The sequence below is a fragment of the Kistimonas scapharcae genome (assembly GCF_039540975.1).
GTDB classification, from domain to species: Bacteria; Pseudomonadota; Gammaproteobacteria; order Pseudomonadales; family Endozoicomonadaceae; genus Kistimonas; species Kistimonas scapharcae.
The window spans coordinates 34,911-52,166 of the sequence record NZ_BAABFL010000470.1; the positions used below are offsets into that span (position 1 = coordinate 34,911).

The 17,256-nt window shown below is 50.6% G+C and carries 14 protein-coding genes; 6 read left to right on the plus strand and 8 right to left on the minus strand.

Annotated elements, in window-relative coordinates; translation table 11 throughout:
- Positions 1–3: 3 nt before the first annotated feature.
- Both ABD892_RS23475 and ABD892_RS23480 read right to left on the minus strand, forming a co-directional pair.
- Positions 4–1,044: a hypothetical protein gene (locus ABD892_RS23475; protein ID WP_345198678.1), complete on the minus strand. Its 1,041-nt coding sequence runs from the start codon at positions 1,042–1,044 to the stop codon at positions 4–6.
- Positions 1,045–1,186: 142 nt separating this feature from the next.
- The gene (locus ABD892_RS23480) at positions 1,187–2,533 is read right to left on the minus strand and encodes a hypothetical protein (RefSeq protein ID WP_345198680.1); all 1,347 of its coding nucleotides are present in this window, start codon (positions 2,531–2,533) and stop codon (positions 1,187–1,189) included.
- A gap of 206 nt (positions 2,534–2,739) precedes the next feature.
- On the opposite strand from ABD892_RS23480, the gene serB reads away from it, so the two are divergent.
- A complete protein-coding gene (gene serB, locus ABD892_RS23485; protein ID WP_345198681.1) occupies positions 2,740–3,963 on the plus strand; it encodes a phosphoserine phosphatase SerB in 1,224 nt (407 codons plus the stop codon).
- Between the two features lie 50 nt (positions 3,964–4,013).
- On the opposite strand, the gene ABD892_RS23490 is transcribed toward serB, so the two are convergent.
- Positions 4,014–4,487, minus strand: a complete 474-nt coding sequence (locus tag ABD892_RS23490) for a MoaF-related domain-containing protein (protein ID WP_345198683.1) — start codon at positions 4,485–4,487, stop codon at positions 4,014–4,016.
- A 29-nt stretch (positions 4,488–4,516) separates the two neighbouring features.
- Positions 4,517–5,134: a LysE family translocator gene (locus ABD892_RS23495; RefSeq protein ID WP_345198684.1), complete on the minus strand. Its 618-nt coding sequence runs from the start codon at positions 5,132–5,134 to the stop codon at positions 4,517–4,519.
- A gap of 114 nt (positions 5,135–5,248) precedes the next feature.
- Between ABD892_RS23495 and ABD892_RS23500 the strand changes: the two genes are divergently transcribed.
- Positions 5,249–6,295, plus strand: a complete 1,047-nt coding sequence (locus tag ABD892_RS23500; RefSeq protein ID WP_345198685.1) for a GlxA family transcriptional regulator — start codon at positions 5,249–5,251, stop codon at positions 6,293–6,295.
- Positions 6,296–6,323: 28 nt separating this feature from the next.
- On the opposite strand, the gene ABD892_RS23505 is transcribed toward ABD892_RS23500, so the two are convergent.
- From ABD892_RS23505 to ABD892_RS23520, 4 genes are all read right to left on the minus strand, one after another.
- Positions 6,324–8,396, minus strand: coding sequence for an EAL domain-containing protein (locus ABD892_RS23505; RefSeq protein WP_345198686.1), 2,073 nt, complete (start codon positions 8,394–8,396; stop codon positions 6,324–6,326).
- A gap of 84 nt (positions 8,397–8,480) precedes the next feature.
- Complete coding sequence (locus tag ABD892_RS23510) at positions 8,481–10,292, minus strand: hypothetical protein (protein WP_345198687.1); 1,812 nt, start codon at positions 10,290–10,292, stop codon at positions 8,481–8,483.
- Between the two features lie 136 nt (positions 10,293–10,428).
- A complete protein-coding gene (gene epmB / locus ABD892_RS23515) occupies positions 10,429–11,475 on the minus strand; it encodes an EF-P beta-lysylation protein EpmB (RefSeq protein ID WP_345198688.1) in 1,047 nt (348 codons plus the stop codon).
- A gap of 218 nt (positions 11,476–11,693) precedes the next feature.
- On the minus strand, positions 11,694–13,004 hold the full coding sequence (locus ABD892_RS23520; protein WP_345198689.1) for an RING finger domain-containing protein: 1,311 nt from the start codon (positions 13,002–13,004) through the stop codon (positions 11,694–11,696).
- 180 nt (positions 13,005–13,184) lie between these two features.
- Between ABD892_RS23520 and ABD892_RS23525 the strand changes: the two genes are divergently transcribed.
- The 4 genes from ABD892_RS23525 to ABD892_RS23540 all read left to right on the plus strand — a co-directional run bounded on the left by ABD892_RS23525 (position 13,185) and on the right by ABD892_RS23540 (position 17,201).
- Positions 13,185–13,781: a hypothetical protein gene (locus ABD892_RS23525; RefSeq protein ID WP_345198690.1), complete on the plus strand. Its 597-nt coding sequence runs from the start codon at positions 13,185–13,187 to the stop codon at positions 13,779–13,781.
- 334 nt (positions 13,782–14,115) lie between these two features.
- Positions 14,116–15,291 carry a MerR family transcriptional regulator gene (locus tag ABD892_RS23530; RefSeq protein WP_345198691.1) on the plus strand — a complete coding sequence of 392 codons (1,176 nt, stop codon included), beginning with the start codon at positions 14,116–14,118 and terminating at the stop codon, positions 15,289–15,291.
- 305 nt (positions 15,292–15,596) lie between these two features.
- Positions 15,597–16,436 carry a methionyl-tRNA formyltransferase gene (locus ABD892_RS23535; protein WP_345198692.1) on the plus strand — a complete coding sequence of 280 codons (840 nt, stop codon included), beginning with the start codon at positions 15,597–15,599 and terminating at the stop codon, positions 16,434–16,436.
- 360 nt (positions 16,437–16,796) lie between these two features.
- Positions 16,797–17,201, plus strand: a complete 405-nt coding sequence (locus ABD892_RS23540; protein WP_345198693.1) for a bacteriohemerythrin — start codon at positions 16,797–16,799, stop codon at positions 17,199–17,201.
- The last annotated feature ends 55 nt before the right edge of the window (positions 17,202–17,256 follow it).

Sequence of the window (17,256 nt, forward strand, 5' to 3'; positions counted from 1 at the left end):
TTGTTATTTGATCCAGGTCAGGCCGTCTGCCGTAATGATATTCTTTAGGGCTTCGTAGATGGGGTGGCCTTCATAGTAGTTGTCTGGATGCTGGTAGTCGTCAGTCGCGGCACTAAGCCCTGAGTCCATATTCATCCAGAACCCTGATTGAGCTTCAGGCGCTGTGACACCGGGTGAGATTTCAGGATAGAGAACATCACTGGCTGAGAATGAGATAAAGAAATCGGTCACATTATTCAGGATATTGGTTTCAACAGGGCGGAGCTGCGCTTCCGGAGAGAGGTCGTTGAGATCCCTGCCAAGAGGATCTGTTACACCGTCCTTGATATAGCCCGGTGTACGAATACCGCCAAGGTCAAGTTCACGTTCAAACTTGGCCAGATCACCAAGACCCATACCTTTAGCATTGATGGCAACCGTTGGCCGGATATTACCACTCATGCCGTGAATCGTATTACCCATGACGCCTGTAGCGGTCTTGTAGCCAATACGGAAACTGGGCAAACCGTTTTCGTCATAACCGATTTCAAAATAAGGATCTTTCATGACGGCAGGAATCAGAATTTCATTGCCCTCTGCATCAACACCTTTATAGCCAAGGGTCAGGTTTTCCAGCAGGATATCGGCAAATGCAGCCTTGGTGAAACCGGCAGGAAGGTCTTCAAAATTGATATTTTTGCCTAAGCCGTTGACGAGTTCCGACCAGTAAAAGGTACCATCCTCACCACCGCATTCATCGGAACAGCTCCAGTCCCCCCCGGGATCATCACTTTGATTCGGGCGGTAGTAGTTACCCAGCATCAATTTCTTGATGAGCGCATTCATTTCGAGTGTGCCGCCAACGGTGACACGCGTGAAATCCCGCGTCGAACCATCAGTTTGCACAATATTGTTGAACTGGTTCATTTCGATCATGGCCTGCCCGGTAGACAGGGCCAGCTCATCATCATCAAGCGGCATTAACTGAGCGACAGCGGCTTGGGCAAGACAGCCGCAGAATCCTGCCAGCAGCCTGGCGAGCGGCGTTCCGAAAAGACGGCGCATGGGGAAATCCTGATTTATTATTTTTATTGTTGTACCAACGTTCCGATTATGCCGTCTTCTCAGGTCGTGTAAAGAGGGTGTCCGAAATTAACCGGTACCGTTGTTTCATTATTTGACAGATTAAGGAAGCTTATCGCAATGATCAGGCTTCCTGTACTTCCTTTTTATCCAACAGGTTGCCGCATTGCTGCTTGATCAGGTTTTCCACGGTTTCATCGAAACTTGTGACCTGCCAGATGCCCTTGCCATGGGAACTCTCTTCAGTGGTGACACCGGCTATCTGAACCATCGTTTGATCAACGAGCAGTTGCTCATCGTCGTCAAGACTGGCGAGCAACAGCGCTTTACTGGCTGCGGAGTCTGCCAGAGCGGGGTGAGTATCGCCAGGCGTCAGGGGGGTAGCGATGGTGATGCCCGTACCACTCTCAAGACGCGCCACAGCATGTTCAGGCTGGTGAGACAGCAATGCGCGGATTAGCAGGGCGCAACAAACGGCGTTAAACGCATAATCGCTGTTTTCTGCTTCATGGAAGCTGATGAACGCATTACCTTCCGCGGAGTAAGTAAGCTGGCCGCCGTAGAGTTGCGCAGCACGTGCAACCAGCGGAATCTGTTGGCGAATCAGCCGATGCAGCTCCATGGCTGGCAGGCACTGGCGCAGCTTGCCAAAGTTTCGGAACCGGACGACCAGCAGAGCCGTTTCACCCAACGCTTCCGGCGGCAATGGTTCCAGTGCTGGTATCGGGCTACTTACCGGTTCATTCACTTTTTCTGGTTGCGGAGCGGATACGGCACCACGGGTAATCAGTAACTCCAGCTGCTTGACCAGACGTCGTGGCTCGTCTTTAACACTGTCATCACAGGCCTGTTTACCATCGCACAGCCCTTCCAGCTGGTGGATGGCCCGTTGCATGAGCCGGGTTCGGTTACGACTGTAATTCACAATCAGCACGGCGCCTGATATCAGAAGCAGAACGGTAAGCGCCAGGATAATAATGGTGGCATCGGTTGCGGGTTCGGTCAGGCGCTCTTCATCCAGTTGAATGCGCACATAACCGGCAATAACCTCCTGGTAATTGATCGGTTCGGAATAGGTGATATAGCGGTCATTCAGATCAACATCATCTTTTTCTGCAATTGCCAGACGGTTGTTGTCGATGCTGTAGATGGCCGCACGTGCCACATAGGGTTTCTTGACCAGGTCGTTGAGCAGCACGGTCAGGCTGAGCCGGTCACCGGTAACCAGCATGTCTGTGGCGAAACGGGCAGTTTGTTGTGCCAGTGCCGTGCCGAGCAGGTCCGCATGGTGGTGGCTGGCGCTGTTGATTTCCCGAGTGGCTACGGTAGTGAACAGGGCCAGGCTGGTCAGCACCAGTACCATGAACAGAGTAATCAGTTGTTGGCTCAGGGATAGTCCGGACAGGCTGACAACCTGACGGAAACGGCGGCTGAGGCGGGAGAATAATGAAGAATCGCTGGTTTGACTCACGGAGGTCTGCGCTTGTTACGGGTTATCTGTTAATACTGTCTGTGTCCGCAGGTGTTGTGCAAACACTATTTTCTTTTGGGAGCGTTTCTTTCCACTCATGCTATCGATTTTGCCTGATGCCTAATGGATTTGCATGCGCAAGCGACCGCAGGGACTGGTAGAATGCCGCCATAACAATTTCCGATAGTACTTCTGAGGGGCAGGGTGTGAGCAGAATTATCCTCTTCAATGTCACCGGGCAGGACAAACCGGGGCTGACCTCCGGCATCACGTCGATTATGGCCGAACACGGCCTGGAAATCCTCGATATTGGCCAGTCCGTAATTCACGACACCTTGACCTGGGGCATCCTGGTACGGCTGCCTGATGAAGACGCCAGTGACCCTGTCCTCAAGGAACTGCTGTTTCATTTCCATAAAATGGAACTGCAGGTACGCTATCAACCGGTCACCGAAGCCCAGTATGAGGATTGGGTGCAGGCGCAGGGCAAGGATCGTTACATCGTTACCCTGTTGTCGCGTTGCGTGACAGCGGAGCAGGTGGCGCGGGTCTCAGGCATCACTGCTGCGCATGGCCTCAATATTGACCGCATTACCCGCCTTTCAGGTCGTGTCCCGTTGGATCAAAACAGTGAAGATGCTCGCGCCTGCGTAGAGTTTTCCGTACGGGGGACGCCTGAAGATCTGCAGCAGGTACGGGCGGATTTCCTGCAGCTGTCGTCTGAGATGGATGTGGATATCGGTTTCCAGGAAGACACTATCTACCGTCGCACCCGACGACTGGTGGTGTTTGATATGGACTCCACGCTTATTGAAGCTGAAGTGATTGATGAGCTTGCGGTTGAGGCCGGTGTTGGAGAGGCAGTGGCCGCCATCACGGAAGCCGCCATGCGGGGAGAGCTGGACTTTGCCGGCAGTTTCCGCAAGCGCCTGGCCCTGCTGAAAGGGTTGGATGAAGCGGTACTGGAAAAAGTTGCGGCAAGGCTTAAGTTGACGGAAGGGGCGGAGCGCCTGATCGGTTCTCTGAAACTGCTGGGGTATAAGACTGCTATCGTCTCGGGTGGTTTTACCTACTTTGCCGAATATCTGCAGCAGCGCCTGGGCATTGATTATATCCACGCCAATACCCTGGAAATTGTCGATGGCAAAGTAACGGGTGAAGCGAAAGGGCGAATTGTGGATGCCTGTCGCAAGGCTGAATTACTCAGGGAGCTGGCTGAAAAAGAACAATGCCGTCTGGAACAGGTCATTGCGGTTGGTGATGGCGCCAATGACCTTGAGATGCTGGCTGTAGCCGGGCTTGGCGTTGCATTCCGTGCCAAGCCGTTGGTGAAACAGTCGGCCAGGCAATCCATTTCCACGTTGGGTCTGGACGGTATTCTCTATCTGCTCGGTTGGCGTGATACGGACTTGGATGCGTTGCATCACTGATGCCTTGTCTACGGAACCGGGCTTTTCAGTCCGGTTCCGTAGATCGGTGATTATTTTTCTTTTTCCACCAAATGGACTGTTTCAATAATCCCGCCGTCAAAGCGGATAAATTGATCCGGCGTACCAAACCGGAAAATGCCGGATGAATACATGACATTGTTATTGAAATTAAAAATCAACGTCGTGTAATCAGGGTGGGATGGCTCCAGCCAGCTGATGACATAAAACCGGTCACCGATTTTTCGGGAGCGGTAGGGCAAATCCTTGTTCCCGTTACCCTTTCTGGGGCCGGCAATCCATTCATATCGCAGCATACCGTCGTAGAGTTCAAGCTGTATTCCGCTGCCGTTCTGGTAGTAATACTCGACAGAGGTTCCATCCAGCAGGTGCATGGGCTTGATGGCCTCTGCTTCTTGCCGGGCCTTTTCCAGTGAGGTAGGCATACCATTCTCTTTTGCAGCTGAGTGGTTCAGTGGCAAACAACCCAGCATGAATAACGCGAACAATGTCTTGCAGGTTTTCATGCTGTTCTCACAGAAGGTGGTGATGGCTTTCAGACGAGTTGCTCAAAGGTCATGAGAAGCGCAATCAGAATGAAGGCACTGCCGCAGCACTGGTTAAAGATCTTACCCCGAGTACTGAGCCAGGGACGCAGCCAGTGAGCAATTCTCGTCAATGTATATTCGACCATGAATTCGCAGGCTGCAAATGTCAGGATCATGACCGGCAGCTGTGACAGCAATGAGCGGGTCGGATCAATAAACTGCGGAATAAACGCAGCAAACACCAGGGTGACTTTCGGGTTTGCCAGTGCCGTCAATGACCCCTGTCGAAAGAGTATTCGTCGGCTGACTTGATCACTGGCTTGGTTTTCCTGCCATTCCGGCGCTGATGTTTTCCACAGCTTGAGACCCAGCCAGGTCAGGTAGAGAGCACCTGCCGTTTTCATAATCATCAGCAGGCTGCCGTGGGTTTGCATAATCGCCCCGACGCCAAGAACAGAGACTGCCATTAACAGAATAAAACCGGAGACACCACCCAGCACCGTAAACAGTGCCTGACGGTGGCCATATAGCAAGCCGTGGGATAAGGCCAGCAAGCCATTGGGACCTGGCGCCAGGGCCAGACCAGTCATCGCAAGGGCAAACAAAAACCAGGTTTCAAGCGCCACGAAAGGATCTCACATCATTGAATCAAAGAATCGCGAGTATACTGAGTCCCGATGCCGACTAGACGGTCTGTTCTGGTCGTATTCCGGTAATTTCAGGACAACCCAGGATGTTGGATGACGACGTCAAAACCACCACTGAAAGCGGGTTTTCTGCTCTTGCCGCTGCCGGGATTCTCATTACTGGCACTGGGCGGCTTTGTGGACAAGTTGCGCTTTTCTGCGGATGAAGAAGACCATAGCCAGCAACGTTATTGTCGTTGGCAACTGGTCGGGCTGGAGGCTGGGGCTGTTAACGGCAGCAGCGGTGTACCGGTTGAGGTGGAAGCGCTGACGGCACCTGAGGGTTTCGCGGGCTATGACTATCTCGTGATATTTGGTTCACGAACGACACAATCTGCTCTGGCCATGGCACCGGCTTACCAAGCACTGCTAAGGCAGGGTGCTCGGCGTGGATTGACACTGGTAGCAGTGGATAACGCGAGTTTCCTGCTGGCACAGTGTGGCTTGCTTAAGGGCTATCAGGTGGTGGTGCATTGGCGGCACTTGGCGGAATACAAAAATGCTTTCCCTGGTAGCCGGATACGGGAGCGAGATCTCTACTGTATTGATGGCAAACGGGCCACCTGTGCGGGTGGTTGCGCCACGATCGATCTGGCCGTTGAGCTGCTGGCTCGTCACAGTGGTCGTGAGCTGGCGCTAAAGGGACTGGCGGATATGTTGGTGGATGAAAGCAGGGGTTCGCACCATGCGCTGCGCTCGCTGAATGAGGCGCCTGGCCAGAGCCGTCTGGTTGGCCGGGCTATTGCATTGATGCGACAGAACCTGGCAAAGACGCTTTCCATTGAACAACTTTCTCTCCAGTTAGGAGTGAGTCGACGACAGCTCGACCGTTTATTTGTGGATAACCTGGGCCATAGTGCACGGCAGCACTGGTATAAGATGCGCATGCAGCATTGCCATTGGCGTCTGCTAAACAGTACCTACCCTATTGGTCTGCTCGGATTGGAGATCGGTATTCACGATAGCAGCTACCTGAGTAAACAATTTAAACGGTATTTTGGTATTACGCCGCAGCTGCTGAGGTCACAGGCCAGACAACAAGATTATAGAAATGAAGTGATAGGAGAAGCTCTCCTGACACCCGACATGTCAGGAGAATAGGTAAGAGGAAAAGGTTGGGTTTCTCGGATTACTGCTCGAAATCGTAATGCATGTCCGGTTCCGGCGCCTGAATATAGTACCCTTGGACATAACCCACATCCATCTGCCACAGGCAGGCCAATTCGCTGGCCGACTCAACGCGGGGCATGACTACGGCAATATCATTATCGGACAGCATGTTGACCAGATCCTGCAGCTGATTTTTGCTCTTTTCATCCGTCGTGATGTCAGCGATGTGGCTGGCTTCGATTTTTACGCGATCGACAGCGATATGTGAAAGCGTGGCAAGCGGTTTATCCGCCAGTCCGAAGTGGGAAATGCAGAGTCCGAAGCCATTCTCTTTTAAAGCACTGAACACCGGTTCCGCTTTTTTCAGGTATTTGACCAGCTCACTTTCTGATATCTGGATGGTAAGGCTATTAGCCGGCAAATTGGCTGCCTTAAGGGCAATGTTCAGCCAGGATGGCAGCGTTTGATCGCGTACCGATTCTCCGCTGATATTTACAAACAGTCGTGTTTCCGGATGCGTCTTGCGTTTTTCTGCCAGCTGTTTAATGGCCTGCAGAATCACCCAGCGATCCACCTTACGAGCCAGACCGGCTTTCTGACAGGCTTCCAGGAATTCTTCCGTGGTGATGCTGTCTTCTTCATCGTTGCTGTTCAGCCGGACATAGACTTCATACTGTTCTTCCGGATGCTCCAGATTGACGACGGGTTGGTACAACAGGGTAAAGCCGTTATTCTCCATGGCGTTCTGGGCCATGGCGACAATGTTGCCTTCCCGCGCTTTGCGTTCCAGTTCTTCCTTCGGATCGTATAATGCTGTCTGGTTACCGCCTGCCTTACGGGCTTTGAGGCAGGCGTATTCTGCCTGGTTCAGCAGGTACTCGACATCCTGATGCTGGCCGTTGACCGGCATGATGCCAATCGACAGGGTAGATTGCAGTGTTTGTCCGGACACTTCTGAAAGATGTCGTTCAACGGATTCCAGCAGGGTGGTGGTCAGATTATCCAGCGTGTCTTCGTCATCCCCGTAAATCAGTGCGAGGAATATATCATCCCCGTAACGGGCCAGCAGCTGTGGTTCCCGAATATGTCCCTGCATGACCTTGGCGACATCCGCCAGTAGCAGGTCCGCATCGGCAATACCGCGGGAGCGCTTGACGTCATTGAAGGTATCCAGACGAATATCCAGCAATGTACTGTTGCTCTTACCTTGCACTGCCAGTTCAACCGCGCCAGCCAGTTGTTCGGCGAAATACTGCCGGTTAAACAGCCCGGTGGTCAGGTCTTTGTGACTGAGTTCCTGCAGGCGTGCTTCCAGTTCCGGGTCTACCCGGTCCATACGGATGACGATCTGAGTGCAGGGTTCACCTTCATAGCTGGCGGCGGAGAGTGTCATCCGGGCCTTGAAGGTGCTGTCATCACTGCGCACACCCTGGAACGTCAGTTCACCCACGTCACTGCCCTGATGGAAATCTTTCAGGAACTGCCGGAATGCGGTCTGGTCTTCGCCATGAATCAGGTCAATGGCCGGGATGCAGATCATCTCATCGGGATCATCACAGGCAAATAGCGTGAGGTAAGCGGGGTTAGCATAGATATGCATCCCATCATGGACGTAGGCGATGGCATCCTTCGAGCTTTCCAGCAGCAGCTCACAGCGCTTTTCGGTTTCCGCGAGTACGGACTCCGCTTGTTGCCGACGACGGCGGTCATTCAGGTGTCCCACTTCCCGCAGTGCCGCCAGAAGCAAATGCACATCACGCCCGGCAGGAATGGCATCCATTGCACCGGTTTTCAACCACTCTTCTGTGGTTTCCGGCTCGCTGTTCCCCATGCGAATAATCGCGGGTATATCCCGCTTGAGCTGATGGATACGGTTCAGCACCTGTTGGGCAGTCAGGGTATCGGTTTCTTCCGCGGCTATCAGCAGATCCCAGGTCTGGCTGCTGAGTGAATCGTCTAGGTCTTCCGACGAAGTGATGCGATGTGCGCGGATCGCGTGACCGGCATTCCGGAAGAGGTTGACCTGTTGTTCGGCATCATTCTGGGATTGCTCGAGCAGGAGCAGGCGAATGGTCTGATTATTGTCTGCCATGGGTACCGCTATGCTTTGTTATTGCCGCTATCTTAAAGGATTAGTGCAGTGGTACAAGGGCATTACCGTGTTTCAGGTTAGGTTTCAGAGGGATGTCCAGATACTGCTGAAGTCATCATCTGGGCCTGAGGCTTTATTTGCCTGTGATTGCTTTGCCAGTTGCTCAAATGTCCGGTAGGTGAAATGGCTGTAACTTCCGGTGGTTTGCAGGCAGTCGATCAGCCTTGCGCGCAGAAGCTGGTGGCCATTATTCAGCATGATCTTATTGCCGGGCTTGAACGCGACGCGGGGCAGGATCAGGCTCTCGGTATTCTGGGTAGTACGGAAGGCCGGCAGCAGGAAACAGCGCATGAAGGCGCTCTGTTCACGCGTCTTGCTGAGCAACGAAACCGCACCGGGGCGAGCGCCAGGTGTCAGTAGTTGGATACCCAGTAGTACCGCATTGTCATTAATCCGCTCCAGCCAGCGGATGCTGGCCAGTGTCCATTGCTGGCTGGTTTTGTCATGCACTGCAATCAGTTCGCCGCTCTGAACCTGGGAGGGAATCACACCGGTCAACCGCAGGCAGTAGCCTTCCGGACTCATATTCTCCAATGATGCCTGGTGGATCGTATGTTCTCGGGTAGTGGTTTTCTGTGATTTCGATGTGGCACCTGAAAACAGGATGGTATCGCTTTTGGTGATGGGGGCTTCACCACAGATACCGGTGCCGTTATCCACATGGGACCACACATCCCTGTCTACCTTGGCCATGGCGGTCTGGTTTTTCAGGATGGCGGTATAGCCCATGGTGCGGGTTAGAAAGCGGTCGAACGGCATCTGGCTGCTGAGATAAAAGTGGCAGGCTGTAAACCCGGTCACAAACGACAGTTGCCCCTCGGTAGGCTGTCGGTTGTACTTGCGGCTGGTCTTGTGGCTCCAGGCGGATAGCAGGTGACGGGTCAGGTGTTCCGGCAGTGGCGGTGTCAACGTGCTGTCGGCAGGGTTGGGTTGTGCCAGTGAATCCGTCAGCAGGTTAATCAGATTCCCGGTGTCGAGTCCGCGCAGGTTGTCGTCAATGGCAGTTTCATTATCCTTTGGGTAGTCCGGCCCGCGATTGGCTGCGATATCTACCACGAACGGTGTTTCTATTACGCAATCATCAATAATGCTTGCCGCGCCTGACCAGCGCTTCAGCGTATCAGACAGTTGCTGCAGCTCCATCTGGCGAAGCATATTTGGCCGTGAGCGGGCCATCAGCAGGGCGCGTTTGTAAACATCTTCAATCGACATCTCGGGAGACTTGGGCGCTTCCGGCTCATGGATTTTGATGGATAGCAACTGGTACTGATTCGCCAGCCGGTACAGTGTGTGTAACTCCAGCCAGAAGTGATTCGGCAGTTGTGAATAAAGCTGGTAAGCAGTCAGCATATGGTCGCAGCTTTCCGACAACGCACGGTGCAGTGCCAGTGGCAGGCGGCGTTGTCGACGCGGATCGATCCGTCTTGTGGATAACCTGTTGGTTTTTTGTTGTTTCTCTGTGTGTGTGGCGAGAATAACCTGTTTGTAACCGCAGAGAAGGTGATTCCTGAGCGCCTGGGATAAATTGGCAATTTTCTGTTCGCGAGGATCCAGCGCCACGGTTTTGCGGAGAAAGTGTTTGCCCAGCGCCTGGCAGGTGTAATGCACACTGGGGCGCATCTGTTCAAGGATATCGAGATGCAGGGGGGAGGCGAGACGGGTTTGATTCAGGTCCTGCAACGCCAGGTAAAGCTGGCGGGCGGTCTCACCCAGGTTGGCCTTGGGCAGCTGACTCAGCCAGTGACGGATGGCAGGCATTTCCGCTGCGCAAAATTGCAGCGTATCTTGCGTGTGCGCGGGAACATTGAGCGCCAGATTCTGCACTGACGTATCCATGAGCCCCTCTCCATGCTGGGTGCCGGATGGCGTGAATTCGTATTCTTATTCACCCATGGTAATGAAAGTGTGACACAGTTGTCATCCGGAAACCGGCGTTAGTCTTTGGACCGGTGTCCGGTACGGTCTTTGCTAATCAGTCGTCGTAAAGTGGAGAAAGGGTAATCTTGCAGGGCGCGCCTGCCTTTTCCCGAGCCAGGCGAGGCACCAGATAACCGGAGCAATGACGGCTCATCTCTCCAAGCAGGCGGCGAGCGCGGGTTTCGTCCAGGTCAAAATGGGCGGCGCCCTGCACTTTGTCGAACAGGTGCAGGTAATAAGGCAATACGCCGTTGTCGAACAATGTTTCGTTCAAATCGACCATCGCCTCCACATTATCGTTGATACCACGCAATACTACGGTCTGGCTGAGCAGGGTAACACCAGCGTTGCGCAGGCTAGTCAGGCTGTGACAGACATCCGCATCAATCTCACGGGCGTGGTTGCAGTGCACGACCAGGATCGGTTTCAGGCGGGTGCCGGTGAACCAGCTGAGCATCTCCTCGGTAATCCGCTGAGGCACCACGATTGGCAACCGTGTGTGGATGCGCAGTCGCTTGACGTGGGGAATTTCGGCTATCGCTTCCGTGAGCCAGCGCAGGCGGGCATCGTTCACGGCCAGTGGGTCGCCGCCGCTGAAAATCACTTCTGTGAGCGAGGTGTCCGCAGCGATGTAATCGAGCGCTTCCTGCCATTCGGCCCGGTTCATTTTATTGTCGTCGTAGGGAAAGTGACGACGGAAACAGAACCGGCAGTTAACGGCGCAGGCGCTGCCCAGCATCAGCAACAGGCGGTTGCGGTACTTGTGAAGGATGCCTTTTTTGGCATTCTTCGGTGCTTCTCCCAGCGGGTCAGCGGAATAGCCAGGGGTTTCGATCAGTTCGTCCGCAACCGGTAGAACCTGTTTCAGCAGCGGGTCGTCCGGATTGCCTTTCTGCATGCGGGCGATATAGGGCAGCGGTACACGCAGGCGGAAGGATTCGCTGGCTTTTTTGGCAGCAGGCAGCAGGGCGGGATCCAGTTCCAACAGGCGCAGCAGTGCGGCGGGATCGGTAATCGCGTCGCTGAGAATGTGCTGCCAGGCTGGCCGGTGGGCCGGTGCGACAGGTTCGGTCGTCAGGTTGTGGGCGGATCGCGTGATCATAGGCGACGTTCAGGTTCCCGCAGTTTGGCAGTGTTAAGAACAATAGCGTGTTGCAGCCGGTGACTGAAATTTCCTGTCGGAAAGTCTGTCAGCGGCAAGGCCGGTTCCCTTGGTAGACCGCCCTTTATACAGGGCTCGGCCCGGTTGGACAATCCGCAGCAGGACGGAGTTAGTGAGGTGATGGCGCAGAAACTTAACTGTATACGATTATTCCCATTTCATGCGTCATTTATTTGTGCACCATAGACTATGGTCATGATAAGGCCGATAACAATTGCTACAAAAAAAATCAGTATGTGTTTAATTTGTTCGATATCTCCGTTTCTTACCCTTCCTATGATGACCTGAGCGTCTGCGAGTGCATTATTGATTGGCCATCTCTCAACGTCAGCAACTCTGTTTATTTCAGCATTATTGTTTGGGTTTAATCGTTGTATCATCGGTGCTAGAGCTAAATTATTAAATGTTCTACCAGCTGTTCGTATTACTGTTCTAGCGTAATCAGCCACTCCCACGATGTTAGCTTGGAATTGGTTTATTTCAGCTTGGTAATTAATCCTTAGTTCATGGCCTACATCAAAAATTGCCAGTCTATACATGTTTAGGACTGCTAACGCTGGTAGTAACTGTACTAAATATGGTAAATGTTCTATAGGAAATAACGGTAATGGCAGTAATGCCGGTGCGAACAGAATAATTGGGCGATTCCACATCAAGCGCAATGGAAGCCATCTGTCTTCACGTATTCTATCGAAAAATTCTCTTATTTCGACAAGAAATTCAACATTGGCAGCAGCGAAAACGAGTTGAGGCGCTTGAATAATTTCTCGCATAGCTTGAATTTGTGCCGGAACTAGCTGCATGTGAATATTATCTAGTTGCTGTGCCCGGGCAAAAAGAGCTGCAAAGATTTCAGCTTGTAAATTTCTTTCATTTAAGCGTTCAAGTTGTTGATGTAGTTGAATTAATCGTTCAGGTTGATGTATTTCATTTTGGTAGAGTATTGCCCATTCTTCATGGTTTATTTCTTTTGTACATAAAAGGCATTCTGTTTTGGCTCCTGAGGTTTTGAACCAACTTTTCAGGCAGTTTATATCGTATGAGTGATGGCAGCTCAAAACGATTGCCGTTGAAAAGTTTTCTAGGGATTCACGGCAGATAGGGCATTCCTCATTTCTTGAGCGATTGATGAAAGCATAAAAAAGATCGTTCTCAAGATAGTATTCAAATACGGACCAGCTGATTATTAGCCTGTTGGGGTTTGCTCTTATCGATGCCTGAATAAGAGCGTTTCTGATATGTATTTTCCTGTCGTGTAAAGTTTTTTTCTGCTGGATGGGTAAATTTTCAAGACGGTTGTCTAGTTCAAGGTTTACATAGCATTGAGGGCATCGACATGTGAATGCCAGTAATGGTACATCTTGATGACTTTCTAATTTGTGTCCGCAAGGTAATTCCCAAGGGCTTTTTGGGGTTGGAAAAATGCTGGCTGCTGTTGATGTGGATGAACGAAGGTATGGGGCTGACATGTTTGATTTCCTTTTCTAAGTACTTTACATAAAAATAAGTTGCTCACGATCTAATTGATGGAATATGCAACTGCAAAATTTTCAGAGTGTATTGGCGATATATAACTCTGACAGCTCACTAATCACATAATTCGTGGGGGGAATAACATATGTGTCAGCTCCACTGTCGCTATCTGCGTAATGAGCTTTCCGGAGCAGTTGGCACGCTTTCCATATAGCTGTTTCTTGAAAAACATCATGACGTGTCACGATCCAGCGTTAGATTCTGCCGTCCAGATAGCATTTTTACACTATCGTTCCATCTCTGAGTTTGCGGGAGTAAACTGGATAAGGCTGTATTCAAAAACAGGGATTATAGAAATGAAATTTTTCCCGATAATGAGTTTCAGACAGGTACTTGTCTCCGCAGCCTGTCTTTTTGTCTCCGGCTGTGTAAGTTTAACCCCGGTAACCTACCGTTCATCCATTGCCACCATCAACCATGAAACGGTACAGGTCACGGCATCCTTCAATGAGATGATTGCCAACCATTTAAGCGTCAAACTTAACGGAACACCGGTGATCGATCAGTCGATTGGTAACCCCATATTTCCAGAATATGAGGGTAATAATGAGAAATACATGCGTCAGCCTATAGTCTTTAAACAGGTTTCCGGAGAGTGGCAGACAAAAACAGTCATTGCAGAATGTGGACTGGGCACACCGAGCGGTACATTACTAAGACCAGTTTGTCTGATCAAAGTTGATGGCAAGGACGTTGCTGACTTCTCGTTCTAGAGGTCAATTAACATTGGTATGAATCCAAAACAGGGGAGGCTGTACATTTCTTCTTTTGCTGAAGTTTCCTTCTCCGGTTACTGATAGTTAAGAGCCGGAGAGGCACATGCCATGTCCTGCAAAGACAATATGTGAAAGCGCATAGTTAACGATATTTGCCTATGAATAAGTCATTAGCTATTGCTATCCAATCTCCCTTCTACATTCAATTGTCAGCCATAACGATTGCTATGGCTGCCTATGCACAACACGCTTTGGCTTGACCTGTCTACAACTTCATAGTTTAAGGTGCCTCATATTCACCGGGCACACTGTCGCAGATCGGAGCCAACGAATGTACCTCATTGCTGAACTTGCGGAACATGTCAGCCTTTCCCGCAGTACCTTACTCTACTACGAAAAACAGGGGCTGATAGCAGGGAAAAGGCAGGCTAACGGTTACCGCATCTACAGTGAAAAAGATGCACAGCGGTTGCGGCTGATTCAGAAGCTGCAGGCTGGCGGGCTGACGTTGAAAGAATGCAAGGCTTGCCTCAATAGCAGGGTGGATCGCTCTTTATTATTAAAACGCTTGCAACAGTTAGACGACGATATTGCTCAGAAGCAGCAGTCCCGACAGCTACTGGCTGCGATGCTCGGTGAGGGAGAACTCAAGGCATGGCATCAATCCCTGGACAAAGTCGCACCGGATGCGCACCTGGAATGGTTAATGAATCAGGGCTTTACGCAAAAGGAGGCGCTCAGGCTCAAATGGTTATCAAAAGACATGAATACACACGAACAGTATATGAACGACTTTATGCGGGTATTCGAAGCACTGGACCGATGGGGACCGGGCTCGGAGAAGGATACATTGGAAGCTCTCGCCAAGGTACCGTTTGAACCTGCACGCATTATGGACATTGGCTGCGGCAAGGGGATCGCAACGACGTTACTTGCTGCACATACGTCAGCACATATTACCGCTGTCGACAATGATGAGCCTGCTCTGGCACGTCTTGTTGAAAGAGCCAGGGGTGACGGTGTGCTCGACAGCATTGAAACGATTTGCGTCAGTATGACTGATTTGTCGTTTGATGAGGCCCGCTTTGATCTGATCTGGGCAGAAGGTAGTGCATATATCATGGGGGTTGCCAACGCGTTTACACAGTGGCAAAAGTTCCTTGAACCCAAGGGTGTGCTGGTGCTAAGCGATCTTGTGTGGCTTAACGATGCGCCGAGTCAGGAGGCTTTGACGTTCTGGCAACAGGAATATCCGGATATGACGACAGTCGCACGGCGTGTTGAGCAGGCTAACGAGGCAGGTTATACGGTAATCGATACTTTTAGTCTTAGTGAAGAATCCTGGCAGAGCTACATCAAACCGCTTGAGGCACGTGTTAATGCGCTTAGATCAAACATGCCAGAGTCAGCCGCATTGAGAGATATCGAGACGGAATTGAACATCTATCGGCAGTATCTGGGTGAATTTGGATACCAGATGTTCGTGCTGCAAAAGACTAAACCCTGACGTAATCGGGATCATTAATATCTGATCTGATACGCCCGACACATTATCCGGTTGCAGTGTCAGACCAGGTTCAGACAATTTCTTCATTCCTTCATACTCTGTTGATTGTAAGTTGTGCGTTTTTAAAAAAGTATTACGTAACCTACAGTGAATTTTTAAGAGCGTGATCAGTGCGTGGAGAAACGGCAAGTATGTAATAACCTTGTCCTGCTCTGTCTGGGTTAGCTATCATTTTTACAACATGAAAGACTCATGCGGCGCATATAACGACATGTGACGTGCGTAGGAAACAGGGAGTGTTATCTATGAATGTGATCATTCTGTACTCAGCAGGCCATCTGGGTAGCGCAGTGATCATGAACAAGTTGCTAGCCATGCCGGGGGTTAATATCGTCGGTGTCGTTAAAGCACAACCACTGACCCTGTCTCTTCGTGGCCGTGCACGTGTCATCAATCACCTGAAAAAGGTTGGTTGGAAATTCGCCTGGTTACTCCTTTGGCAACGGTGTATCCAGATACTGGGTTACCTCATTACCATGGTGTTTCCTTTCTTGCGTAAACGATTAAAGCCTGCCTGGAAAATCGCGGTGGATCATAATATTCCTGTATTCCATTGCGGCAATATTAATGACGAAGCTTGCCAGGCATTTATCCGGCAACTGCAGCCTGATCTGCTGATTTCTGCTTATTTCTCACAAATTCTTAAAAAAGAGATACTCGCTCTGCCAAAACGCGGTGTTTTGAATGTCCACCCAGGTTGGCTTCCCGTTTACAAAGGGGCGATGGCTTATTTCTGGGTATTGAATAACGGGAGTGACAGGGGCGGTGTAACCGTCCACTGGATTGACGAAGGGGTCGATACCGGTGAAATCCTGGCCCGCAAATCGTTCATGTTAAAGGCCCATGCTACTCAGGAAAGTGTTTTGATGTACACCGCTGTTATTGGTGCAAGGCTGCTGGGACGTGTGCTGAAACGATTGATGGAGGGAAAAGATCCCCGGTTGCACATCGTTCATACCCATGATGAGGATGATATCTACTACCCGATGCCAGGTGAAAGCGCCTTTGAGTCGTATTTCAGGCAGCGTCGGTTTTTTAGAATACGGGATGTCTTGTCTGTGCTGGTGATGAAGAGATATCGATAAGCATTTAATGAACATGTGATGCTAAAAATACTTGGCTAGAAAAACAGAATCCCTTGTTAACGAATAGCGAGATAATCTGATTAAACAACACTTGATGTTTAATAATTGAATGGGCTATAACAACTCACTTTTATGTTTTTTTCTTCTTGTTTTTATGCATATTTATTGTTTCAGGTCAAAGCTGTCGTGATATTGCCCGCGACGAGATTGTGTTTTTTGAGAAGGGTGTAATAACTACAGAAAATAGAAGCATGACAACGGATTTTTTAAACGTCGGCATGTGGAAAACGCAGAGTGTTGCAGTGTTTTATAGCCATTAGAAGTGAGTTTATCTATGCGTAATATTTGAAGGTTTATGACATGGCTAAAGCTAAAATAGGATTGTATGTTTTATTATTTTCCTGTTTCTTCCAGCCTGTGGTTGGTGGTGTGCAGGCGAGTGAATACACGCCCTTGATGCAATGGACCGAGGAACAATATGGCACAACGGTTTCCAAGTTTGATGAAGAGCACAAGAACCTGTTCAGGTTCGTTAATCAGTTGCATCGTAGCATTGTAGAAAGTCGGGAAAGAAGTATTGTTAAACACAATCTTGATGCGCTAGTCAGCTATGTTGTGGAGCACTTCAGATCTGAAGAGGAAATGATGCAGTCAAAAGGGTTTGAGGGGTATGAAGCCCATAAGCGCTCCCACGACAAATTTGTTGAAACCTGTGTTAATTTGCAGGAGCAGTTTGCCGGTAAGTACTCAAAAACCGGTACATAAGGCGATTTCACGTTCTGCCGCCTAAGCTCATCCCCATGTTCCCATTACCGCCTGA